Consider the following 24,101-nt stretch of genomic DNA (forward strand, 5'->3'; position numbering starts at 1 on the left):
TCAGACCATCCAGCCGGCGCGTTCGCCGTCGAGAATGGCGATGTCCACCTGACGCGGCGCCACGGCATCACCGACAAGCTGGATTTCCAGGTCATTGCCGGCCAGTTCCGAAGCCAGGCTGGCATTGGCGCTATTGCCCATGGCGAGGATGATCGGGCCGGCATGCTCGATTTCACTGACCGCGCCGCCAAAGCGATCCTCACAGATCAGGCGCAGTTGCTCGATTGCAGTGACGAAGCGTGTCGGCAGAACCTCGATCCCCAGAGCAGCCAGGCGCCGGTAAAGCGCGGGTGCATGATGGACAGGCAAATCCGCGCCGGCGTGCATGTGCGGCGTGACGATGGTGACGGCATGCCCCCGCTCGGCCAACTTCTCCGCGGCAGCTGTTCCGGAGAGATGGGGATCGTCTTCGATCACAATGACCGGGCCGTGGAAGCTCTCAGGTTGGAGAAACGCATCCCAGACGGTTCGGACGCGCGGGAGTTCGGCGCCGGGAATGCCCGAGGCCCCGGGGCGCAGCGAGCTGTACCCGTCGCGGCGAGGCGATGAGCCCGTCGCAAGGACAACGGCTTCGAAAGCGCCGCTCGCCAAAGTCGTCCGATCGGCCTCGGCATTCAAACGGATGTCGACCTGGAGCCGCTCCAGCATTTCGATCTGCCAGCGGTGAATCTCTGCGAAGCCGCGCCGCGAAGTGATCTCGCTGGTCATGAGGTTCTGACCTCCGAGGCGCGTGCCGCGCTCGAAGAGCGTTACTCGGTGGCCGCGCTCGGCGGCGACACGCGCGGCTGCCAGTCCTGCAGGGCCACCGCCCACAACCGCCACGAGTTTGGATCGCGGCGCAGGACGCATGGTCCCGATTCCAATCTGGGCTTCGCGGCCGACTGCGGGGTTGTGCACGCAGCCAACACCGCGCCCGCGATCGAGGCCGACGATGCAGGACTGGTTCGAGTAGGTGCAGATGCGGATGCTCTCGCGGTCCCCTCTGGCCGCCTTGAGCGGCAACTCGGGATCAGAGATCAGCGCGCGAGCCATGCCGATGAAGTCGGCGCTGCCGGATGCGAGCACCGCCTCGGCCGCTTCCGGAGTCGCGATACGGGAGCTGACGCAAACCGGGAGGCCATCTACGGCCTGCCGTATCGCTCCCGCTTCTACAACAAATTGGGCTTCCGGAGCAGTGATGTCTGCGATCCAGCCGGGATAATGCAGTGAGGTCAGCCCGCTGACATTCAGATAGCTGATGCCTTCCGTCTGGAGCCTCTCTGCGATTGCGGTGGCATCCGCGAGCTGAAGTCCACCCGGAACGTCATCCCTGCCATTCACCCGGGCGCCGATAAGGAAATTCGGACCGACCGCGGCTCGGATTGCCCGAAGCCCTTCGAGCAGGAAACGCATGCGGTTTTCGAGGGATCCGCCATAGCGGTCTGTCCGCTTGTTGGTCGCGGGCGAGAGGAATTCGTGCAGGAGATAGCCTTGAGCCGCAAAAAGCTCGACGCCATCGGCGCCTGCCTCCTGCATGTTCTGGGCGGCCTCGACCATGGTCGCGACGTATTCGGCGATGTCCTCTTCGCTCATCTCCTTCGGGATCTCGCCGGTTCGCGGACACGGCAGCGGCGATGGAGCGAAGAGCGGGATGCCGAACTGGGTTGTGCCTGGTGACCGCAACTGGCGGCCGCTCATGTTGAGCTGCGAGACGAAGCAGGCTCCCTCGGATTTAATCGCCGAGATCATACGCTGATAATACGGCTGCAGGCCGCGATCATTGGCCAGGTCCAGCCCGCCGAGTGCCGTCGTTTCGAGCGCCCCGCCCCAGCTCGCTGTATGACGCCAGGACGGCGGCATCAGAAAGTTGGACATGACTATGAGGCCGGCGCCGCCCTTCGCGCGCTCGACATGGTAGGCGATCGTGCGCTCGATCGCGGAGCCGTAGCCGGCGCCGAACATCACCGCATGCGGCATCATCGCAATGCGATTGCGGAACGTGACGTGGCCGAGAGCGAGCGGGCTCAGCAGCCTCTCGTAGCCGGCGGCGGGCATCTCAGAACGGCGCCTTCTTCGGGAAGTTGGGTGCTCTCCGTTCGCGGAAGGAGTCGAGCCCCTCCTGCGAGTCGGGACCTGAGAAGCCAAGCATCTCCAATGCGAGCGAGGCATCGAAGGTCGGGCCAGCCATCCGCAGCCAGTTGTTCAGGGCGTATTTGGTCCACTGGATGGCGGAAGGCGCACCTTCGGCAAGCCTCGTGGCCACGGCGAGCGCCTTCTCCTGCAACTCTTCTTCGTCGACCGCGAGCGCGACGAGCCCGAGTTGCTCGGCCTTCTCACCGCTCACGGGTTCGTTGAGCAGGAGGTGATACTTGGCCTTGGCCATGCCGCAGAGCAGCGGCCAGATGATTGCGGCATGGTCACCCGCAGCAACGCCAAGCCGAACATGGCCGTCGACCAGCTTGGCATTCTTGGCAGCGATTGGAATGTCGGAAACCAGGGCGGCGGCCAGACCGGCGCCGACGGCCGCTCCTTGAATGGCCGAAACGATCGGCTTCGAGCAGTTGACGATGTTGTAGACGAGGTCTCTCGCCTCCCGCCACATGTTGGCGCGTTCCTCGAAGCTCTGCGTCAGCTTTTTCACGACCTCGAAGTCGCCGCCGGCAGAGAAAGCCTTTCCTTTGGCGCAGAGCAGAACGGCCAGTGTTTCGCGATCTCGATCGACAACGCGCCAGATGTCGGCCAGCTCGCGATGGGCGTCGGCCCCAAGCGAGTTCAAGCTTTCCGGGCGATTCAGCGTCAGCCGCAGCACGCCTGGAGCGGGCCGGTCGCAGAGGATCGATGGAAAGGCGGAATAGGCTTCGAGTGTCATGCTGCCTCCGGTCAGATCGAGCGGCGCGAGGTGATGCCGCCATCGACGGTGATGATGGTGCCGGACGTGTAGGCGGAGCGCGGCGACGCGAGGAAGGCGAAGAGGTCAGCCACCTCGCGCACGCTCGCTGCGCGGCCAAGCGGATAGGCCGCCAACAGTTCGACGTAGCGGCTCTCGTCGTCCCACTGCTCGCGAGCACGCTTCTTCATGATGTTGACGATCCGGTCCGTGGCGACTGGGCCCGGATTGATGCCGAGGACGCGGATGCCGTCATCGAGGCTGCGGCCACCGAGCGCCCGGGAGAAAGCCATCAGGGCAGCGTTGCCGGTCGAACCCGCGATGTAGCGGAAATCGGTGTTCTCGCCGCCATTACCAATGTTGTTGAGGATGACGCCGCCTCCAGCCGCCTTCATCGCTGCGTAGAATTCGCGGCAAAGGTCGATGTAGCCGAAGACCTTCACCTCCCAGCCTTCGCGCCAGCGCTCTCCGTCGACCTGCCAGAGATCGCCGCCTGGAATAGCTCCCGCATTGTTGACCAGCACATCGACGCGTCCGGCTGCCTTGCCGATCGCCCCAGCGGCCCCCTTAGCGGCAATATCCTGCTCCTGAACCACCACGGTGATGCCATGCTGATCGCGCAGGCGTTCGGCAAGCCGGGTGAGCTTGTCGCCCGAGCGCGCGACGAGATGCAGGTTGCAACCCTCCTCTGCGAAGACCTCGGCCAGCCCTTCGCCGATGCCCTGCGAGGCACCGGTGATCACGACTTTCTGGCCGCGCAATTGCAGATCCATGGCTTCAGGCTCCTTGGCGGACGATGCGCTCGATGTCAGCGATCGCTTCCGGGTTGACGAGAGAGGAGAGGTCTCCCGCGGGGGAGCCGGAATAGACGCTGCGGATCACGCGACGCATGATCTTGGAGCTGCGGGTCTTCGGCAGCTGAGGCACGACGAAGACGGCCCGGGGCGCAAATGGCTTGCCCAGCCTTTCCTGGATTCGTGCTGTTGCGAGCTTGAGGATGTCGTCGGCCGGCCCCGAGCACGTGAGGAAGGCAACGAGCGCCTGGCCCTTGACCGGATCCTCTGCGCCGATCACCGCGGCTTCGATGACACCTTCGATCTCGACCAGGATTTCCTCGACCTCGGCTGGGCCAACGCGCTTGCCAGCGACCTTGATGGTGTCGTCGGAACGCCCGAGCAGGAAATAGTGCCCTTCCTCGGTGCGCATCGCGAGATCGCCGTGGATCCAGACGCCGGGTACGGTGCTCCAATAGGTTTCGAGATATCGCTGCTCGTCCTGCCAGAAGCTCGCAGTCATGCCCACGAAGGGCGCGAGCACCGCAAGTTCGCCAATCGCGCCGATCAGAGGTCGCCCTGCGGGATCGAGCACGTCACACGCCACACCTGGTGAGCGTGTGTTGAAGCCGGCGGGTACTATCGGCTTGGTCACGACGCTGGAGAGCAGGCAGCCTGAGACTTCCGTTCCACCCGTATAGTTGATCAGGGGGCACTCCCCCCGTCCGAAGGCCTGTTCGAACCAGACGAAATGCTCGGCGGCGATGCTTTCGCCAGCTGTAATCAGAAGGCGAAGCGATGACAGATCGGGCGCGGTGCTGACCGCCTCGTTCGAAGCCAGGCCGCGGATCAGTGTCGGCGCTGAGCCGTAGTGAGTGACGCGATAGGTCTCAATCAACCGGCCCATTCGCGACCAGTCGGGGTAGTCAGGGGCGCCATCGTAGCAAACCAGGGTCGCGCCGCGGAGAAGCGCCGAACCAAGAATGAGCGAGCCCGCGATCCAGCCCATGTCAGCCGGCCAACAAAAAACGTCGCCTGCTCCCACGTCGAAGTGAACCGCAGAGTCGTGTGCGATCTTGATGGGGAAGCCGCCATGTACATGGACAGCTCCCTTGGGCTTCCCAGTCGTCCCCGAGGTGAAGATCACCATGAACGGGTCATTCGGGGACATCCGTGCAGACGGCGGCGCACTGTCCGGGCTTTGCCTCACCAACTGCCAATCGAGGTAATCCGCATCGGCATCCGTCGGAGCAGTATCCTCAGGGGACCGCTTCAACACGACGAGCTCCAGGTCTGGCAGCTCCTTTCTGACGGACGCAATGGTGTCGCGCGTCGAGATAAACCGTCCGCGCCGCTGAAAACCGGTCGTGGCCAGCAGCGCCTTGGCTCCGCAGGATCCGAGACGGGCCACAATGGCATCGGTACCGAAGCCGCTAAAAAGCGGAACGACGATTGCGCCAATATACGAGACGGCAATCAGCGAGACCGAGGCCTCGATGCCATTCTCCATCAGCAGACCAATGCGGTCGCCACGCTTCAGGCCAAGGCGTAGCAACCCGGCAGCGAGGCTGCGGACTTCATCTTTCAATTCTCGGTACGTGACTTCCCGGACCGAGCCATCCTCGCGCTCGGCGATGATAGCCGTCCGGGCCGCCCATTCGGGATTGTCCAGGATCGTATCGACCCAGTTGAGCTCACCGCCGACGAACCAGGCAGGGAACGGAGCGCCGCGCGACAGATCGCAGTAGCGGTCGTAGTCGCGGCTCCAGCGGATATTGCAGAAGCTCGTAACCTCGCGCCAATACCGCTCCGGTTCGGCCAGCGACAAATCATAGAGCGCGTCGATGTCCGTCGCGCCAAGGCGTTTGGATAGGGCGGTCACCTGGGCACGGTCGATATAGTCGGCGGTAGGCTGCCAGATGTCGTTGCTGTCGAGCGCCATGGTCAGATTCCCAGATAGGCCCGTTGCACCTCAGGGCTCTGCGCGAGCACGCTCGCGGAGTCCTCGGCCGTGATAGCGCCGCCCTCGAGGATGTAAGCGCGGTCGGCGATGGCGAGCGCGGTTTCCGCGTTCTGTTCAACGAGCAGGATGTTCACGCCGGTTTCGGCGACCGTTTTGATCATCTCCGCGATGCGATCGACGATCGCCGGGGCGAGACCGATTGTCGGCTCGTCGAGGAGCAGGATGCGCGGCGCGCTCATTAAGGCACGAGCCACTGCAATCATCTGCTGCTGGCCCCCACTGAAGGTCGAGGCCTGCGTCGCGAGCCGGTCCCTTAGTTCCGGAAAGAGCGAAATCACGCGGTCGAGATCGCGCTTCACCGCCGCGGTGTCATTGCGCGCGAAGGAGCCCAGCTCCAGGTTCTCAAGCATCGTCATCTCGCCGAAGAGGCGCCGCCCTTCCGGCACAACGGACAATCCCTTCCGCACGAGACGGTCCGGGGACATGCCGGTGACGTTCTCCCCGAAGAGATGCACGCTTCCGGCGCTGGGGCGCACGAGACCGCAGATCGTCTTGATGAGCGTCGATTTGCCCGCACCGTTCGCGCCGATCAGCGTGACGATCTCGCCGCTGCCTACAGTGATGCTGACCTCGTTCAGCGCCGGCACGACGCCATAGCGGGCCGAGAGGCCAGAAACCTTGAGGGGTAGCGCTTCAGTGCTCATGACGATGCCCCAGATAGGCCTCGATGACCTTTTGATCGGCGCGGATCTCCGATGGCGTACCGGTTGCCAGATGCTGGCCGTGGTGCAGCACGACGATGCGGTCACAGACACGCATCACCGCCTTCATGTTGTGCTCGACGAGCAGAACCGAGCAGCCGAATTCGTCCCGAATGCGTTCCAGAACGGCCAGCGTATTGGCGACCTCTGTCTGGTTCAGGCCCGTCAGAGGTTCGTCGAGGCAGAGCAGCTTGGGGCGCGCCGCAAAGGCGATACCGATGGAGACGAGGCGCTGCAGGCCGTGAGGGAGATTGCCGGCCTCCTCCGCGAGATAAGCTGTAAGGCCGAGCATCTCGGCTGTTTCCGCCACTCTCGCACGCCGTTGGGCACTGCCGCGGACGCCGTAAATGGTGCCCAGCAGAATGTTGTCGCCGACCGTCATGCTGCGCATGAGGCTACCATGCTGGAAGGTCCGCACCAGGCCGAGGCGGCTGATAGCCAGAGGCGACCGACCGGTGCAGTTCTCACCAAAGACAAAGAGCTCGCCGGCTGACGGTTTGTAGAAGCCGCTGATCAAATTGAAGGTCGTGCTCTTGCCGGCACCGTTGGGGCCGATCAGCCCAAGGATCTCACGCGGGCGTATTTCCAGATCGAGATCGGAGACCGCGACCAGGCCGCCGAAGCGGCGGGTCAGACCCTTGGTGCGCAGCAGGGGTTGTTGCTCTGCCAGCATCTCAGTGTCCCCCTCCGGCTTGGGGCCGCTTGCCGCTGATCAGTCCGGTGACGCCGTGGGGCAGCAGCAGGACCGCCAGCACGATGGCCGCGCCGTAGAAGATGTGCTCCCCTCCTCCGAGGCCGAGCGCGTAGCTTCCGAGCACCACGAGCAGCGCGGTTCCCAAGAGCGGGCCGATAATGCTGCCCTCCCCGCCGACCTTGACGTAGGCCAGGGCGAATGCCGCAACGAGGAAGCTGAAATCGCCGGGGCTGATCACATTGTTGGCGAAGGCGTGCAGGCTTCCGGCCATGCCGGCTGCTGCAGAGGCCGTTGCGAAGCAGGCGATCTTGACCAGCAGGATGTTGAGGCCGACCGTCCTGGCAACATTTTCGTTGTCGCGGATCGCGGTCAGGATCTTCCCGAAGTCAGAACGCTCCAGCGCATAGAGCCCGAAGATAAGGAGGGCTGCCACCGCGACGATGAAGGTCGGCATCCAGCCTTCCAGGATCATCGGCGGAAAGATCCCGATCATGCCCGAGGTTCCGCCGAGCGTGATGCTCTTCGAGTAAAGAATGCGGACAGCTTCAGTGAACGCGAAGCCGATCAGGAGAAAGTACGGCCCTTTGGTCCGGAGAGTGATGTAGCCGAAGATGATCGAGACGAGGCCGGCCATGACGCCGCCGGCCAGCAGGGCGAGCAGGAACGGCCAGTTCAGGATCGTGAGCGTTGCCCCAGTGGTATAGGCGCCGATGCCGACGAAGGCTGCGGTGGCGAAATTCAGCTCGCCCATCAACATCACGAAGCGCAGGCTGACCGCTGTTAGCGCACCGATCGCGATGAGATTGGCCACGCTCCCAATATAGGGATCGCGAACAAAGGCGGTGGCCGCAAGTACAACAGCGATCCCGCCCAGCCAGTAAGGAAGCTTCACATCAACCATGGCCGAGAAGTCCCTTCGGCCGCACCAGCAGAACGGCGATGACGAGGAGGAAAATGGCGACGGTGGCGGAGCTTGGGTCGAAGTAGAAGCTGCCGAAGGTCTCGATCGCGGCAACGAACAACCCGCCAAGGATGGCACCCGGAACGCTGCCGAGCCCGCCCACGATAACGGCGATGAAGCCTTTGATCAGATAATCGGCGCCGATCACCGGCGAGACGATGGTCACTGGGGCGATCAATGCCCCGGCAAGGGCTGCGAGGCCTGATGCGATCATGAAGCCGGCGAGCGCCATGCGGTTGTACGGGATGCCCTGCAGCATGGCGGCTTCGTGGTCGATCGAAACAGCCCTCAGGGCCTTGCCAAGCTTGGTTCGCGTGAGCGCCCAATAGAGAGAAGCGGTGATCAGGATCGCGGCAATGCACAGGGCGAAGCGCTGATTGGTGATTGCCGCCCCGAAGATCGAGATAGTGCCAGGGAAAATCTCCGGCACGGGCCTCACCGCCCCGCCAAAGACTTTGAGCAGCACGCCGTCGAACAGCAGAACGAGGCCGATCGACAGGATGAAAGACCCAACCATGTCGCGTTGGAAGAACCGGAAGCCGGTTACGTACATCAGGAGGCCGAGCGCCATCGCGACGGCGATGCCCCCCACCGCTGCAAGCAGATAAGCTGGCAGGATGGGGAGACCGTTGCCCGCCAGCCAAGGCACCGCCCAGGCCACTGCCAGCGCGGAGACGGCGAACAGATGCCCATGGGCGAAGTTCACGATCCGCATGACCCCGAAGATCAGGGTCAAGCCGAGCGAGAACAGGATGTAGACGGCGCCGATCTGCAGGCTCGTCAGGGTGAGCTGTATCGCGGTTTGCATGGTGGGCGTGCCTGGCTTGGTCTGGAGGTCACTTGCCCGAGGGCACGAGACGGGTCTTCTCGACCAGATTGCCGTCCTTCACCTGGGTAATCGTCACGGGCAGGCGCATCTGCTGGCGGGACCCGTAAGTGTCCGTGCCATAGAAATCGACCTTGCTGCCGTAGAACGAGGTGAACGAGACATCGGCCATCACGGCCGCGACCTTCTTGGGATCGATCGACTGCGCCTTCTCGATGCCCGCCTTCAGAGCGTAGACGGAGTCGTAGAAGCCAATCTGGATCGAGTTGAGCGACTCACCAAGGACGCCCCGAGCCTCTTCGTTCGTGGCCTTCTGCTGGCCGGTCATGGCCGGGCTGTCGAAGGTGATGGCCGCACCCATGTAGACGTCTTCGATCGCCTTGCCGCCAGTCGCCTTGAGCCCGTCGATACCGGTGCCGACTGCCACGATCTTGACGCCCTTCCAGCCGAGAACATCCAGTTCGCGCAGGACAGCCCCGGCATCGGCCGGCGGCATGGAGGCCAAATCGACCATGTCAGGCTTGAGAGAGGCTATGCGAGCCGCGATCGGCTGGAACTCGGTCGTCCCGCGCTCATAGAAGTCGCTCGACAGAATCTTGATGTTGTTGCCGACCCAGGCCTTGTTGGCCACGCCTTCGGTTTCGCGACCGGTCGCATCATTCGGGTTCAGCATCACGACCGACTTGGCCTGCGGATGCTGCTCAAGCACGTACTTGAACATCGGCGGAATGATCTCGAACGCCGTATTCATCTGGGTGTAGGTCAGCGGGAACTTCGGGCCCTTGATGCTGAAGCCCCAGGCGGTCGTGAACATCAGCACGCCCTGCCTCTCGGCGAGCGACTGCAGCGCCTGCACGGGAGCTGTTCCAAGGCTACCGCCGATGAACTTCACGCCGTCGCGGTTGAGGAGTGTCTGCGCGACGCGCGTGCCCTCGGCGGCGTTGTACTTGTTGTCATAGGCGAGGCATTCGAAGTTGTAGGTCTTGCCCTCGGCTTTGACGCCGCCGGCTTGCGCAATCTCCTGCGCCGCCTTCTTGCACATGAACTCCGACCCCTTGCCCCAGATCGCTCCAGAGCCCGACAGGGGAACGGAAAGTCCAAGCTTGATCGTCTCCTGAGCCTGCACGCCGCCGAGGCTGGCGAGCAGCCCTAGCGAGGTCCCCAGTCCGAGAAGCTTCATCCGTGCCGTAAACGTCATTTCCTCTCCTCCACTTCCGAGCTTCGGTTGATTCCGTGCCCGCTATCGATGTGTCGTGTTGCCAGTCGCTGCGCCCGTGAGGCCGGCGATTTCGTCCGGTTCGTAGCCGAGCGAGGCCAAGAGCTCTGCTGAATCGGCGCCAAGCTTCGGCGCAGGCCGGTGCTCGGGCCGCAGCGCAGCTGTTCGGACAGCGTTTGCGACGATTGGTATTTGGCTCGCGCCGTCCGGCGCCGGCTCCATTGAAAAGAAGCCGCCATTGGCATTCTCAGGAGCCACGAGGGCCTCGGCCGGGGTCAGGGCCCGGCAGGCCGGAATCTTGGCGGCTTCAAGCTCTGCCAGGCATTCATCGGACGAGCGCGTCGAGCACCAGTCAGCCATGACCGCACTCAGAGCCTCGCCATTCTCGCCCCGGCCGATGTCGCAGGCGAAACGCGGGTCCGCCAGCAACTCGGGGCGACCGACAAACTGCACCCAGCGGCGAAACATGCCGTCACCGATGACCTGGATCATCAGCCAGCCGTCGCGGGTCTGGAAAAGATCAGATGGGCCGGCTATCGGGCTGCGATTGCCGATCGGCTTGCGGCTACGCGCGCCGGCCGCCTCCTCGATCAGCATCGGATTGGTCATCGTCAGCGCCGTTCCCAGCAGCGATGCCTGGACATGCTGGCCCCGCCCGGTGCCACGCCGTTCATAAAGCGCCGACAAGGTCGCAAAGGCAGCTGACATTCCGGTGGCGTAATCGACATAGGAGACCGCGGCCCGGAGAGGACGCTCACCCGTCCCGCTTAAAGCCATCGCGCCGCTGAGCGCTTGTCCCGTGCCGTCGAAGCCGATCCGGTTGCGACTATCTCCCTCCACCCCATAGGCACTGATCGTGCAAAGCACGATGTCGGGGCGGATAGCCTTGAGGCTGTCGTAGTCGAGGCGGGCGCGACGCAAGGCGGCTGGCGGCAGATTGACGATGACGGCGTCCGCGGTCGCGACCAACTTCTCGAATGCCGCCCGTCCGCTCTCGGTATCGAGGTCGAGCGCGAGCGACTTCTTGTTGCGATTCATCTGAAGATACAGCGCACCCCGACCCGGCTGGCCGATCGGCATCACTTCACGATCGGGAGCGCCGGAGGGCGGCTCGATGCGGATAACCTCCGCCCCGTGATCGGCCAGCAACGCTGCGCAGAACGGGCCCGCGATATAGCGCCCGAGATCGAGCACGCGCAGGCCAGAAAGACCAGCCGCCACGCCGGATGCGTCGTTCAAGCCTATCGGGAGTTCGGTCCCGTCCAGCACTTTCCTCACCCTTATTTTCTGCGAAGGGGGCTTTCCATCGCTTGCTTTGACGTGTTAGTCATTCTCTATTCTGAATGACATTCACAGTTTCTTGAAAGCCATTCATACATGAGTGCAAGCCCTGATCAAGACCTCTCGCCAAAAATCGTCGGAGCCGTCGCCAACGCGGTTTCCATCCTCCGATCGCTTGCTCAGATGAGTGAGCCGGCGGGCGTCGCCGTCATCGCGCGTGATACCGGCGTGAGCGTCAGCACGTGTTTCAACATCCTGCGAACGCTCTCGACGGAGCGGCTGGTGGACTTCGATGCCGAGGCTAAGACCTACCGGATCGGCCTGGGTGTGTTGGAGCTGTCGCTGCCACTACTAGGCGCTAACCAGGCCGATCTGATCCGACCGGAGCTCGCGCGGCTTTCCGGCGAGCACAAGAGCCTGCTCTGCCTTTGGCAGGTGACTGATGGCGAGCGCATCGTCCTGGTCGATCGCGTATCAACGGCGAAGACGGTCAGAGTCGACATGTCCGACGGCTCGCGCCTTCCGACTTTCGTAGGCGCGGTCGGTCGTTGCTATGCGGCGTTGCGCAACCTGTCTCACGACGAACTGAAGCTGCGCTTCGACACGCTGCAGTGGCAGGCCCCGCCGAGCTTTGAGGACTATGCGGCCGACGTCGAGGAGGCCAAGCGCGACGGCTATGCCTTCGACCTAGGGCAGCTGTTCAAAGGGCTGGAGATCGCCGCTGCCGTCATCACCGACGCGGAAGGCAGGCCGCGCCTCGGTATCAGCGGGATCAGCATTGCGGGGCAACTCTCCCGTGAGGATATCGAGCGCCTTGGTGTCGACCTGCGCGATTCCGCTGACTGGATCAGTGAAGCGCTCTTCGGGGTTTCTCGGGGCGTGCGGCAGTCCGAGCGGAGGCTGGCCGGTGGGCGCGCGGTGCCGCACAGCCGGGGAGGACAGCGGTGAGCGGCGCGCAAACCGATCTCCCTGTTTGGGTCTTCGACGATTTCAATCCCGGCCAGCCACTGGGGAATTTCGCCATCACGCTCGACGATGCGCATCTGGACAACTGGACGGCGATCTATGGCGACCGGCCATCGGGCGAAAATGTGCCGGCCGGGATGCTCGTCGCCGCGATGATGGAAGCCTACCTGAACACCATCCAGCCTCGCCCGCCCGGCAACATTCACGCCAGCCAGAAGCTCGTCTTCGGCCGCTCGGCGAAGGCCGGCGACAAACTCGAAGCGCAGGTCAGCTGCCTCTCGAAAGAACGCCGCAAGGAACGCGGTTGGGTGACGTTCGGCGTCGTCCTGAGCGTCGAGGGGCAGGACGTTCTCAATGGCGAGATCCGGACGATCTGGGCGCGATGACACAAGGCCGGGCAATACGCGCTCCACGGAGATAATGCGGAATGGGAACGCTGGAGACTGCGGCGCTGCCGCGTGAACTAGCCATCGCAGAGATGATGACGGGACCGGACATGGTTGCGCGCTACGCCGCGCTGACGGCCGACTTCAACCCGATTCATCTCGATCCAGACTTTGCCGCCAAGACCTCATTCGGCCACCCGATCGTGCACGGCACGCTCGGTCTCAACCTGGTGATCGAGGCGATCGAGCGCACGTTCGGCGGGATCCCGGAACGGCTGGCCCTCGATACACGCTTCATCCGACCGCTGCCGGTCGGTTCATCCATCCGAGCAGGCGGCGTCCTCAGGGAAGGCGCGGCGGGCACCTACGACATTTTCGTCGAGACAATGGCAGGGGAACGAGCAGTCGAAGGAACCTGCACCGTCATCCCTGCCGCAGAACATTGCAGCAAGGGACGTGACGCATGAGTGAGCCGGCAGTCGACGACGAAACCTTCCAGCATCTCAAGGCGACCGTCGAGCGCTTCGTCGCGGAACGCCTCGTGCCCAACGAGATGCGGCTGGAGATTGAGGATGAGGTCCCTGAAGAGATCATCGCGGAAATGCGTGAGCTCGGCCTATTCGGCCTGACGATCCCGCCGGAGTATGGCGGCATTGGACTAACCGCTAGTCAAGAAAGCCAGCTTGCCATGATCTTCGGCGGGACGGCGCTCGCGTTTCGTTCGCTGCTGGCGACCAACATCGGTATTGGCGCGCGCGGACTGATCTTCGAGGGGACGGAGGAACAGAAGCAGGCCTATTTGCCTCGAATGGCAAGCGGTGAACTGATCTCGGCCTTCGCCCTAACCGAGCCGGACACGGGGTCGGATCCCGCCAATTTGACGACGCGCGCCGTACGGGACGGCGATGACTACCTGATCAGCGGGACCAAGCGCTACATCACCAATGCACAGCGCGCGGGCGTCTTCACTGTCATGGCGCGAACCGAGTTCGACAGGCCGGGCGCAGACGCTATCTCGGCCTTCCTAGTTCCGAGCGATTCACCTGGCCTGACGATTGGAAAAAAAGATCGAAAGATGGGCCAGCGCGGGACAACGACGTCGGACGTGATGTTCGACAATGTCCGTGTTCCGGCCAGCGCAATCATCGGGCTCAAGCCTGGACGAGGCTTTCGCCTCGCGATGCGTGTGCTCGATCGCGGCCGCATCCATATCGCTGCTCTCGCGACTGGCGCCTGCAAACGGCTCATTGCTGAGATGACCGGCTTTGCCAAGGAACGCCGGCAGTTCGGTAAGCCCATCGCCGAGTACCAGCTGATCCAGGCGATGATCGCCGACAGCTACACCGAGTATCTCGCCTCCCGTGCGCTAGTGGAGCAGACCGCGGCGATCTACGACCGCGATGGTGCTGCGCGGACGGAAGCTTCGGCCGCGAAGTACTTCGCCACCGAAGCCGTGGGCCGGGTCGCGGACCGAGCCGTGCAAGTCCATGGCGGCGCCGGCTACATGAGCGAGTACGCGGTCGAGCGCTTCTATCGCGACGTGCGGTTGATGCGGATCTACGAGGGCACCAGCCAGATCCAGCAGCTCCTCATCGCCCGCCAGATCCTGAAGGAGGCCTGATCATGAGCGTGAATCACATGCTCGACGGCAAGGTCGTTGTCGTCACCGGCGCAGGCGGGGGCATTGGGCGAGATATTGCCCTGATGGCTGGCGCGAACGGAGCACGAGTCGTGGTCAACGACATTGGCGCCGGCCTCGACGGCAGTGGCCAGGATGACGGGCCGGCGGCTCGCGTGGTGGCGGAGATCAAGGCGGCTGGCGGCGAGGCCGTCGCCAGCCTCGACAGCGTCGCTGATGCCGAGGGTGCCCAGCGCATCGTGCAGGCCGCGCTCGACGCCTTTGGTCGGCTCGACGGCATCGTCAACAACGCAGGCATCCTGCGCGACACCTTCTTCCACAAGATGACGGAGGAGGAGTGGGATCGGGTTGTGAAGGTGCATCTATACGGCAGCTTTCACGTCAGCCGAGCTGCGGCCCCGGTTTTCAAGCAGCAGCAGTCGGGCAGCCTCGTGCACATGACCTCGACCTCGGGGCTCATTGGCAATCTCGCACAGGCGAACTATTCGGCAGCCAAGCTCGGCATCGTGGGGCTATCGAAGTCGATCGCGCTCGATATGCAGCGCTTCGGTGTCCGCTCGAACTGCATCGCGCCCTTTGCATGGAGCCGCATGATCAGCTCGATCAAGGTCGACTCGCCGGAGCAGGAGGCACGTGTCGCTCGCCTGCAGCAGATGACCCCAGCCAAGATCGCGCCGCTTGCCGTCTACCTGCTGTCGGAGCGTGCGGCCTCGGTCAGCGGGCAGATTTTCTGTGTGCGCAACAACGAGATCCTTGTTTTCAGTCAGCCTCGCCCAGTGCGCTCGGTACAGCGCGAGGGTGGTTGGACGCCGGAGCAGATAGCCGAGCACGCGATGCCGGCGCTGGCCGCAAGCTTCCACGGCCTCGACGTGTCGTCTGACGTTTTTACCTGGGATCCGGCCTAACGCCGAAGGAGCTGCCGCATGCGTCGCGCCGCGATCGTAACCCCTCTCCGCACGCCGGTGGGCCGCTTCGGCGGCGCGCTCAAGGACGTTCCCGTGGAACGGCTTGGAGCTATTGTCGTCAATGCTGTCCTCGACCGGACCGGCCTCGACCCGGCGCTGGTGGACGACGTCGTCTTCGCCCAATCCTATGCGAATTCCGAGACGCCGTGTGTTGGTCGCTGGATCGCACTGGAGGCGGGGCTGCCGGTTCATGTCCCAGGCATGCAGCTCGACCGGCGCTGCGGCGGCGGCCTCCAATCGATCGCGACCGCGGCCATGATGGTACAGTCGGGCGCCTGCGACGTCGTCATCGCTGGCGGCGTCGAGAGCATGAGCAATATCGAGCACTACACGACAGGTGTGCGCTGGGGCACACGATCAGGGTCGCCCGTGCTCTATGATCGGCTCGACCGCGGGCGCGAACGCTCTCAGCCCGAGCATCGCTTCGGGCACATTTCCGGCATGATCGAGACGGCCGAGAACCTCGCCCGGAAGTATTCGATATCGCGCGAAGCTGCTGACGCATATGCCGTGCGCAGCCAGCACCGAGCTGCCGCGGCCTGGTCCGAGGGCCGCATGGCCGCCGAGGTCATTCCGGTCAGCGTCCAGCAAAAGCGCGGTGATGCAAATGTCGTTGCGCAGGACGAGGGCATCCGCGCTGACACCACGCTGGAGAGCCTTTCGAAGCTGCGCGCGATCCAGCGCGAGGGCACCGTGACGGCCGGCAATGCTGCGCAGCAAAACGACGCGGCGGCCGCCTGCCTCGTGGTGGCAGAGGATAGGCTGGCCGCGCTTGGTTTGACACCGGATGCGTTCCTCGTGGGCTGGGCTGCAGCTGGTTGCGAACCGGCTGAAATGGGGATCGGCCCGGTTCCCGCGACGGCCCGGCTGATGAAGCGGCTCGGGCTTGCTGTCGAGGACATGGATCTCATCGAGATCAACGAGGCGTTCGCCTGCCAGGTGTTGTCTGTTCTGCAGACCTGGCGCGGTGTCGATCCCGAGCGGGTCAACGTCAACGGGTCCGGCATTTCGCTGGGGCACCCGATTGGGGCCACCGGCGTCAGGATCATGACGACGCTCCTCCATGAAATGAAGCGTCGCGACGTGCGCTATGGCCTTGAGACCATGTGCATTGGCGGCGGGCAAGGTATGGCAGCGGTGTTCGAACGAGCTTGAGCCGGCAATGGCACCGCTCACTGTATCCCTCGAGGCTCTCGACTTCGCCGCGATCGTTCGCCCCGGTAAAATGGTTTGCTGGGGCCAGGCGTGTGGCGAACCGACCGCGCTGACTAGTCGGTTGATGGAGCAGCGCGCGCAGATCGGAGGCGTTTCCGCCTTTGTCGGTATCGGCCTAGGGGAAGCGGTCGACCCCGTTCACGCTGACCATGTCCGCTTTACGTCCTTCTGCGGAACGGGCACCAATCGAAAACTCGCCGCTGTCGGAGCCCTCGACATCCTGCCAGTGCATTACTCGGACCTGCCGAATACGTTGGCGGGCCAGGTCGACGTGCTCCTTTTGCAGCTAGCAGAGCACCCAGATGACGGCAGACTCAGCCTCTCTTGCACCAGCGACTACGTCGAGGGCCTCACGAAGGCTGCTCGCATCGTGGTGGCTGAAATCAACCGTCAGGCCCCCTTCACCGGCGCATTGGTCGATGCGGACGATGTCGATATCGCTATTCGGACAGATCGCCCTGTCCTTACGCTCGCCCGCGGCACGCCCAGCGCCGTCGACCAAGCTGTTGCGGCCAATGTCGCCTCCTTGGTTGAGGATGGCGCAACGCTGCAGCTCGGCCTCGGCGCGCTTCCCGACTGCATCGCAGACCTGCTCGTTGACCGACGAGATCTCGGCTTGCACTCGGGCCTGATTGGTGACGGGGCTATGCGGTTGATCCAGTCCGGCGCGATCACCAACGCAGCCAAACCTGTTGACCGCGGCCTGTCGGTGACCGGGACCCTCCTCGGCAGCAAGGATCTGCTCGACTTCGCGCATCTCAATCCAACGATCGAGGTTCGCCCGATCGCAAAAACCCATTCGCTCTCGAAACTCGCCGCTTTGCCCCGCTTCACGGCGATTAATTCCGCCATCGAGGTGGATCTGTCAGGCCAGGCCAACACCGAGATTGCCGGCGGTCGCTATGTCGGCGCAATCGGAGGCGCTCTTGATTTCCTCCGTGGAGCACGCGCATCGCACGGAGGGGTGCCGATCCTTGCCCTCCCCTCCACCGCCGAGGTGAGGGGCCAGGTGAGCAGTCGGATTGTAGCCCGCCTATCCGGGCCGGCGACCATCGGCAGGGCCGACGCCAGTATAATCGTCACGGAATATGGGATTGCCGACCTTCGTGGTTTGTCGCTCTCGGAGCGGTTGAAGAAAATGGTTGCGATTGCTCATCCGGACTTTCGGGATTCTTTCCGCAAAACGGCAAATTTGTAGACGTGCGAGAAACACCAACGCTTGAGCTGACGATTATAGCTTCCTGTGATCAGCTCTGGCCTCGCCCGACAGGCCACACACCGCGCTCGGCGGCTTGACCCCGAGCGCCTTTGCAAACCAGGCTTCCGATGCCCGAACGCTTGCATAGTGCCTGGACCACAAAACGGGTCAGGACCAGTTGCGTAGGATCACCGAACTACGCGCAATGGGATGGTTCCGCGCGTCGACGCCGAAGATGACGCTGTGAGCGCTCTTTGAAGCGAAGGCCGTTAATAGGGCGGCGAGTAGGGAAAGAGTGCGCAGCATAGGCCATGGATCACGGTAGGAGGGCCTAGAAGAGCTGTCGTGATCTGGTGAGTCAACACCCCCAGCAACGTCCTGAACGGCAGGCAATTTTCTCGGCGAAAGATCTACTCGATCAACACACGACTTCCCGAAATAAGATGCAGACTGAGCCGGCAAAAGAACTTTGCCCGCGATCCAGGCTTCCCACTCCAGAGGATCAAGACTGCATCGCGATTGGCGGCCACTGAAGAACGCACCCGCATTCCTTGGCCGCGGCCAACGCCCTAGCGGAAACAAGGGCTTGCGCTAAGGATTAATAGGCTCGTTCATTACAATTATGACTCAACGGACGGCGAGCACGAATTCTGAACAATACTACAACATATTTACTTATGTCACCCCGTTCAATATTTAGCCAAAAAACAACGCCACCCAAGCGGCGGCAGGCTAATCGATATGTTTGGCGCCCTGGCGATCAGACCTCATCTTCGTATTAGCCCGCGCTGTTGTCTGCGTTGGACAACGGCGTCTCCGCCTTCCAAGCAGACGCACACAGATCAAATAACCTTGCAAATTCGGAATAAGGCTCCGCGATTGCAAGGATGATAATCGAGCGGCTTGAGTCTCGGCAAGATGACGGCGAGGGCGCGCCAACAGCCGACCTTAGCGCCTTACCCGAAAGCGGACATTGCCGAGGCGAAGAATCTCTACAGTCGGGGTTAATGGGCCGACGCGATCTCTATTCCCTCTCCCCGGCGCTGTTATCCTCTCAGAACGGCATCTTGCAGTCCTTGCCATAGGCGTCGGGCAGCCCCTCGACGATCTTGCTCTCGATCTCGGTGGCGAAGCTGCCGTCCTCGCGCTTCTTCACCGCGACCAGGTAATAGTCCTGGATGGGGAACTGGTTCGGTCCGATCTCGAAGCGTCCTCGCACGGATTCGAACTTCGCCTTGCGCAGTGCGTCGATCAGCTTCGTCCGGTCCGCGATCTCGCCCTTCAGGGCCGTCACCGCGGCGTTCAACCATGTCGCCGCGTCATAGGCGTGCGCGGCATAGTTGGCGGGCGTGTATTTGTACTCCGCCGTGAAGGCCTCGACGAAGCTGCGGCTTGCCGGCACTTCAAGCGCGGGCGACCAGTTGGTGACGCCCGACGTGCCCACCGCCGCGTCCTGAAGCGCCGGCAGGTTGGTCTCGTCGATGGTGTGGGCTGAAAGCATCGGCAGCGTGATACCCGCCTGGCGCCACTGCTTGACGAAGGTCACGCCAAGGCCGCCGGGCATGAAGACAAAGGCGGCGTCGGCCTTCGCGGCCACGATCTTGGCGAGATCGCTGGAGAAGTCCGGCTGCGTCAGCGGCACGAAGATCTCGTCGACGATCTCACCCTTGTATTCTCGCTTGAAGCCGGCGGCGACGTCCTTGCCGGCCTGGTAATTGGGCGCGACGACCACGATCTTGCGATAGCCCTTTTGCGTGGCGTGGCGCCCCATCGCCTCGGCGTTCTGATCGTTCTGATAGGCGGCAGAGAACAGATAGGGGCTGCATCTTGTGCCGGCGATCGGGGATGGGCCGGCATTGGTGCCGATGAAGACGGTCTGGCCATCCACCATGCGCCGGGCGGTCGCCATCAGGATGTTGGAGAAGACGATGCCGACGATGGCATCGACCTTGTCGCGCTCGATCAGTTGCTGCACGCGCTGGATGCCGACCTCCGGCTTCAACTCGTCGTCGACGACGAGCACCTCGGCCGGGATGCCGGCGATCTTGCCGCCGAGCTGCTTGATCGCGAGCTGGAAGCCGTCGCGAGTGTGCTGGCCGAGCACGGCCGGCGGCCCGGTCAGGGTGGTGACGAGGCCAATCCTGATCGACTTGGCCGGCTCGGCCGATGCGGTCGTCGCGAGAGCCGCGAGCAGCGCCAGCGCGCTCGCAGCCGTCTTGAGGCTGTAGGACATGTCGTTGCTCCCTTGATCGCTTGGTCTCAGCCGATGCCGTAGCGTCCGGGCGCGATCACGCCGGCCGGGTCGAGCGCGGCCTTGATCGCCGTGCAGCTGTCGCGGAAAGCCGGCATGGCCTGGCCCATATGGAGCGCGTGGTAGTCGAGCGGGGCACGGCCGACGAAGATGCCGCGTTCGGCATAGGCCCGTGCGAGCGCCTCGTAGCAGGTGTTGGCGCGGGCGTTCTCCTCGGGGTTCTCGCGGTCGAAGGTGATGACATGCAGCCCGCGTGCGAAGCGGGCGCTGCAAACGTTCATGATCATGTAGTCCATGCCGTACTCGGCATAGATTCTGCGCGCCATGCGCTGGCACTCATTGGCGATGCTTCCGACCATCGGCGTCCCCGGCAGAAACCAGAGATTTCCGCCGCCGGGGCGCCATTTCAGCAAGCCGAGCTCGCCGACGCCGGGCACGCCCGAGCAGGCATTGATCGCCACCTGCAGGGCGTGGAAGCCGAGCGCCTCCTCATGCGGGATGTAGGTCGCCTTACCGGACTTGCCGAAAGCGGCGCGCACGCGCTCGATCTGCGGCTCGATCGCCGCCATGCTGGGACCATAGAAGGCGCCCGACACTGTCCAGGCGCCGAGCTTGTCCTTCTCTCGCAGGGCGCGCCGGCCGGCATCCGAGATCGGGGTGCGATTGCCCGGGCTGTACTCCGGGCTCGGATGCTCGGAACCGCAGAGATAGAGGTCATTGGCGACGCGCAGCAGCGTCGGCACGAAATTCGAGAGCTTGAGCGCCCGGCAGATGTCGACGATCTCGGCGAGGTCGTCATCGTCGGGATAGGTGAAATGGAAGCTGCGGACCGCCGGCGGGCGCGGCAGCAGCCAGATGCCCATGCGCGTGACGATGCCGAAATTCGATTGGGCGAACAGCCCGTCGAGGATCGGGCCGAAGCTGTACTTGCTGACATGCCAGTTCGGCAGCTCGGAGCCCGCGAGCGCGCCGTCGCCGGTGCGCAGCACCTCGCCATTCCCCAGCACGATCTCCATGCCGCAGGAGAAACCGAAATGATCGAAATACGGCCCGTAGCCGGCGCCCTTGTCGAGCGCATTGCCGAGCATGCCGCCCTGCGGCGGGCCGGAGGTGACATCGACCATGAACTTGTCGCCGCGCCGGAGCAGTTCGTCATACATCGCCTGGTAGCTGACGCCGGGCTCGACCACGGCGAAGGCCAGTGTCTCGTCGATCTCGAGGATGCGGTTCATCCGGCGCCCAAGATCGAGGACAACCTGCCCGGCGTGCACCGCCGAGCGGCTGCCGAGGCCGATATTGTTGCCGGTACTGACCGGGTAGAGCGCGACGCCGTGGCGGTTCGCCGCCTTCACGATCGTCTGCACCTCGGCCGTGCTGCCGGGATAGACCACGCCGAGCGGACGCCGGTCGCCGCCCGGCATGGTGTTCTCGCCATAGCGGCGCAGCGTCTCCTCGCTGCGATTGATCCACTCGGCGCCGATCGCCGCCGCCACCTCGTTGAAGAATGCCTCCGCCATGCCGGCGTCTCCCTCTGTTTTCGTGTGTTCGTGCCGGTCACCAGAAGCCGGCGTCGTCGTTCGGCGTCGGGGCGGCGGACGCGGCTGGCGCCTCCTCCGGCTCCGGCGCGGGCCGGCTCGTCAGCGTCACCCCCGCCAGGGCCGGTGGCAGCGGACCGCCCGTCGCCCAGTCCAAGAGCTCGGCGGTGTGCGCCATCGGCGCGCCGACATAGCGCCGCAGCTGCGTCAGGCAGCCAATATTGCCGGCCGCCACGATGTCCGGCGCGGTGCTGTCGATATGGCCGGCCTTGCGCCGGCCCAGGGTTTCGGCGGTCGCGGGCTGGAGCAGGTTGTAGGTGCCGGCCGAGCCGCAGCAGAAATGCTTCTCCGGCACATCCACCACCTCGAAGCCGGCAGCGCGCAGCAGGTCGCGTGGGGGCCGGGTGACGCGCTGGCCGTGCTGCATCGAGCAGGCGTCGTGATAGCTGACGCGCAGGCGCGGACGCTCGGGCGCGACCGGCCGGAGCCCGATGCTGGCGATGAATTCGGTGACGTCGCGGGCGATGTCGGCGATCTCCTTCGCCTCGCCGGCGAGCTCCGTGCGGGCGAGCAGATGGCCGTAATCCTTGACCGTGGTGCCGCAGCCGGAGGCGTTGACGATCACCGCGTCGAGCCCCTCGCCACGGCGCTCGCGCATCCAGGCGCGGACATTGGTGGTGGCGGCCGCGATCGCCTCGTCCTCGCGGCCCATATGCAGTGTCAGCGACCCACAGCAGCCGACCCCGGCGGCGACGACGACCTCGCAGCCATGACGCGTCAGCAGCCGGATCGTCGCCGCGTTGATGTTGCCATCCAGCACCTGCTGGGCGCAGCCGGCGAGCAGCGCCACCCGCGCCCGCCGCTCGCCCTGCGCCCTGAACACTTGCGGCCTCAGGACCTCCGTCCGCGTCCGCTCCGGGATCATCGCGAGCAGAGGTCTGATCCGGCTCGGCAGGAGCCGCTGCAGGGGGCGCCCGAGACGGCCGAGCACCAGTGCCGCATGGAACAGCTGCGGTCGCGGCAGGACAAGAGCGAGCAGCGCCCGCAGCGTGCGCTCGGCGAGCGGGCGGCGGTGATGACGCTCGACATAGATTCGAGCCCGGTCAATCAGATGCGCATAGTCGACCTTCGCCGCGCAGGTCGTCATGCAGGACAGGCAGGAGAGGCAGCTGTCGAGATGGGCGACGGTCTGCGGCTTCGGTGGTCCGCCGCTCTCCAGCATGGCGCGGATCAGGTCGATGCGCCCGCGCGGGGATTCGTTCTCGTCGCGGCTCAGCACATAGGTCGGGCAGGTATTGGTGCAGAAGCCGTAATGCACGCAGGTGCCGAGGATGTCGGCGGCTTCCCGAATCGCGGGATCGCGCAATTGCCCGGCGGTGAAATCCGTCTGCATGGCTCGTCTGCCCCTCCAATCGGAAAGCTATGAAGGGACGCAGGATGGGTCTCGGCGCTGCGTGCAGAAAAATCCGGCTTTGCGTGCAAATCGTTCTTATGAAAAGCTGCTGGCGCCCCGGCGGATCCTGTCGGCTGCCGGGCGGAGAAGGTCATGGGGACCATCGTTTGGGGCACGGAAGGTCTGGAACCCGATTCCGGATTCGACTACTGGCGCGAGACCGTGTGCCGCGCCGTGCTCAACGTTGCGACAGAGGCGCCTGGCCCGCAGGAAACCTTCCACGCCTCCATTGTCGGACGCAGCTTCGGCGAAGTCAGGATCGCGAGCTTCCGCTCGACGCGGCACGAGGTCGTGCGTACCCCTCGCCACGTCGCTCAGGGCGACGACAGCGTTCTCATCAGCCTGCAGGAGCGGGGCGAATGCCGGCTCTCGCAGGGCGATGAGCGGCTCTTGCTCCAGCCTGGCGAGATTGGCCTCGTCGATGGGGCGCGGCCGTTCCGCCTCTCCTTCTCGGAAGACGTCCGGCGCGTTGTCGCCGTCCTGCCGCGCCGAACGCTCCTGCTCAAGGCGCCCTGGCTCGTGCGGGGCCGCCCGCACCGTATCGCGCTGACATCGCGCTTCCTGTCGCTGGCACAGCGCCACCTCCTGGAGCTGGCTCGTCATGGCGAGGTCATGGACGAAATGTCGGCGAGCCTGCTCACCGATAATCTCTGCAATCTGATCGGGCTGTCGAGCGATGCCGACGGTCCCCGCCCCGATCGTCTGCATGAGGCGATCCTCGCCTTCTGCCGCGGGCGGCTCGGCGACGAGACGCTGTCGCCTGGTGTCGTGGCGGCGCATTTCAACATCTCGCTGCGCACGCTGCATGCACGCTTTGCCGCATCGGGCCAGAGCTTCGGGCGCTGGCTCCTGGCGACGCGGCTGGAGGAGAGCCGCCGCGCCCTGCTCGACCCGCGCCGTGCCGCCGAGGGCATCGCCTCCATCGCCTATTCGGTCGGCTTCAACGACCTGTCGGCTTTCAACCGGGCCTTCCGCAACCGCTTCGGCGTCGCACCGCGGCAACGTCGAAGCAGAGATCGCGCTTAAACCATGTCGACGGTGCGCCGTTTGCGGACACTGTAGTTCTGCCCGAAACCGGACATGGGATTGAGCGCTTAAATGAACAATGACGGCGAGATGATCGCTCTCGCTGTCATTGTTAACTGGATCCGG

Annotated in this window: 21 protein-coding genes; 8 read left to right on the plus strand and 13 right to left on the minus strand. The window is 64.1% G+C overall.

Annotated elements, in window-relative coordinates; translation table 11 throughout:
* The 10 genes from IED13_RS20750 to IED13_RS20795 are packed head-to-tail and all read right to left on the minus strand — an operon-like array spanning nucleotide 1 to nucleotide 11,299.
* Nucleotides 1–2,034 carry an FAD-dependent oxidoreductase gene (locus IED13_RS20750; protein WP_191125308.1) on the minus strand — a complete coding sequence of 678 codons (2,034 nt, stop codon included), beginning with the start codon at nucleotides 2,032–2,034 and terminating at the stop codon, nucleotides 1–3.
* A 1-nt stretch (nucleotide 2,035) separates the two neighbouring features.
* On the minus strand, nucleotides 2,036–2,848 hold the full coding sequence (locus tag IED13_RS20755; RefSeq protein ID WP_191125309.1) for an enoyl-CoA hydratase/isomerase family protein: 813 nt from the start codon (nucleotides 2,846–2,848) through the stop codon (nucleotides 2,036–2,038).
* 11 nt (nucleotides 2,849–2,859) lie between these two features.
* On the minus strand, nucleotides 2,860–3,639 hold the full coding sequence (locus IED13_RS20760) for an SDR family oxidoreductase (RefSeq protein ID WP_191125310.1): 780 nt from the start codon (nucleotides 3,637–3,639) through the stop codon (nucleotides 2,860–2,862).
* 4 nt (nucleotides 3,640–3,643) lie between these two features.
* Complete coding sequence (locus IED13_RS20765; protein WP_191125311.1) at nucleotides 3,644–5,581, minus strand: AMP-binding protein; 1,938 nt, start codon at nucleotides 5,579–5,581, stop codon at nucleotides 3,644–3,646.
* A 2-nt stretch (nucleotides 5,582–5,583) separates the two neighbouring features.
* Nucleotides 5,584–6,249, minus strand: a complete 666-nt coding sequence (locus IED13_RS20770) for an ABC transporter ATP-binding protein (protein WP_260368431.1) — start codon at nucleotides 6,247–6,249, stop codon at nucleotides 5,584–5,586.
* Nucleotides 6,250–6,295: 46 nt separating this feature from the next.
* Nucleotides 6,296–7,036, minus strand: a complete 741-nt coding sequence (locus IED13_RS20775; protein ID WP_191125312.1) for an ABC transporter ATP-binding protein — start codon at nucleotides 7,034–7,036, stop codon at nucleotides 6,296–6,298.
* Between the two features lies 1 nt (nucleotide 7,037).
* Complete coding sequence (locus IED13_RS20780; RefSeq protein WP_191125313.1) at nucleotides 7,038–7,958, minus strand: branched-chain amino acid ABC transporter permease; 921 nt, start codon at nucleotides 7,956–7,958, stop codon at nucleotides 7,038–7,040.
* Nucleotides 7,951–8,826 (minus strand): branched-chain amino acid ABC transporter permease, encoded by an 876-nt coding sequence (locus tag IED13_RS20785; protein ID WP_191125314.1) that lies wholly within the window; start codon nucleotides 8,824–8,826, stop codon nucleotides 7,951–7,953. Before IED13_RS20785 ends, IED13_RS20780 begins: the two co-directional genes overlap by 8 nt.
* A gap of 28 nt (nucleotides 8,827–8,854) precedes the next feature.
* Nucleotides 8,855–10,042: an ABC transporter substrate-binding protein gene (locus IED13_RS20790; RefSeq protein WP_210323700.1), complete on the minus strand. Its 1,188-nt coding sequence runs from the start codon at nucleotides 10,040–10,042 to the stop codon at nucleotides 8,855–8,857.
* 42 nt (nucleotides 10,043–10,084) lie between these two features.
* Nucleotides 10,085–11,299, minus strand: coding sequence for a CaiB/BaiF CoA transferase family protein (locus IED13_RS20795; RefSeq protein ID WP_210323701.1), 1,215 nt, complete (start codon nucleotides 11,297–11,299; stop codon nucleotides 10,085–10,087).
* A gap of 138 nt (nucleotides 11,300–11,437) precedes the next feature.
* On the opposite strand from IED13_RS20795, the gene IED13_RS20800 reads away from it, so the two are divergent.
* From IED13_RS20800 to IED13_RS20830, 7 genes are read left to right on the plus strand one after another with little or no spacing between them, the layout of a single operon-like run.
* Nucleotides 11,438–12,289: an IclR family transcriptional regulator gene (locus IED13_RS20800; RefSeq protein ID WP_191125315.1), complete on the plus strand. Its 852-nt coding sequence runs from the start codon at nucleotides 11,438–11,440 to the stop codon at nucleotides 12,287–12,289.
* Nucleotides 12,286–12,693, plus strand: coding sequence for a MaoC family dehydratase (locus IED13_RS20805; protein WP_191125316.1), 408 nt, complete (start codon nucleotides 12,286–12,288; stop codon nucleotides 12,691–12,693). The genes IED13_RS20800 and IED13_RS20805 overlap by 4 nt, the downstream gene beginning before the upstream one ends.
* Nucleotides 12,694–12,734: 41 nt before the next feature.
* A complete protein-coding gene (locus tag IED13_RS20810) occupies nucleotides 12,735–13,160 on the plus strand; it encodes a MaoC/PaaZ C-terminal domain-containing protein (protein WP_191125317.1) in 426 nt (141 codons plus the stop codon).
* Nucleotides 13,157–14,314 carry an acyl-CoA dehydrogenase family protein gene (locus IED13_RS20815; protein WP_191125318.1) on the plus strand — a complete coding sequence of 386 codons (1,158 nt, stop codon included), beginning with the start codon at nucleotides 13,157–13,159 and terminating at the stop codon, nucleotides 14,312–14,314. Before IED13_RS20810 ends, IED13_RS20815 begins: the two co-directional genes overlap by 4 nt.
* A 2-nt stretch (nucleotides 14,315–14,316) precedes the next feature.
* Nucleotides 14,317–15,237: an SDR family NAD(P)-dependent oxidoreductase gene (locus tag IED13_RS20820; RefSeq protein WP_210323702.1), complete on the plus strand. Its 921-nt coding sequence runs from the start codon at nucleotides 14,317–14,319 to the stop codon at nucleotides 15,235–15,237.
* An 18-nt stretch (nucleotides 15,238–15,255) separates the two neighbouring features.
* Nucleotides 15,256–16,452, plus strand: a complete 1,197-nt coding sequence (locus tag IED13_RS20825) for an acetyl-CoA C-acetyltransferase (RefSeq protein WP_191125319.1) — start codon at nucleotides 15,256–15,258, stop codon at nucleotides 16,450–16,452.
* A 7-nt stretch (nucleotides 16,453–16,459) separates the two neighbouring features.
* Entirely contained in the window at nucleotides 16,460–17,710 is a 1,251-nt protein-coding gene (locus IED13_RS20830; protein WP_191125320.1) for an acetyl-CoA hydrolase/transferase family protein, read from the plus strand.
* Between the two features lie 1,054 nt (nucleotides 17,711–18,764).
* Here the strand turns inward: IED13_RS20830 and IED13_RS20835 are convergent.
* Genes IED13_RS20835 through glcF form a run of 3 tightly spaced genes read right to left on the minus strand, consistent with a single transcriptional unit; the run spans nucleotide 18,765 to nucleotide 22,889 of the window.
* The gene (locus tag IED13_RS20835) at nucleotides 18,765–19,943 is read right to left on the minus strand and encodes an ABC transporter substrate-binding protein (RefSeq protein WP_191125321.1); all 1,179 of its coding nucleotides are present in this window, start codon (nucleotides 19,941–19,943) and stop codon (nucleotides 18,765–18,767) included.
* Between the two features lie 26 nt (nucleotides 19,944–19,969).
* Entirely contained in the window at nucleotides 19,970–21,478 is a 1,509-nt protein-coding gene (locus IED13_RS20840) for an FAD-binding oxidoreductase (RefSeq protein ID WP_191125322.1), read from the minus strand.
* 37 nt (nucleotides 21,479–21,515) lie between these two features.
* A complete protein-coding gene (gene glcF / locus IED13_RS20845) occupies nucleotides 21,516–22,889 on the minus strand; it encodes a glycolate oxidase subunit GlcF (RefSeq protein WP_191125323.1) in 1,374 nt (457 codons plus the stop codon).
* Between the two features lie 153 nt (nucleotides 22,890–23,042).
* Here glcF and IED13_RS20850 point away from each other — a divergent pair, with 153 nt between their 5' ends.
* Complete coding sequence (locus IED13_RS20850) at nucleotides 23,043–23,975, plus strand: AraC-like ligand-binding domain-containing protein (RefSeq protein WP_191125324.1); 933 nt, start codon at nucleotides 23,043–23,045, stop codon at nucleotides 23,973–23,975.
* Nucleotides 23,976–24,101 lie beyond the last annotated feature (126 nt).

Origin of the sequence: Allobosea spartocytisi (assembly GCF_014764685.1) — a bacterium.
Classification (GTDB): domain Bacteria; phylum Pseudomonadota; class Alphaproteobacteria; order Rhizobiales; family Beijerinckiaceae; genus Allobosea; species Allobosea spartocytisi.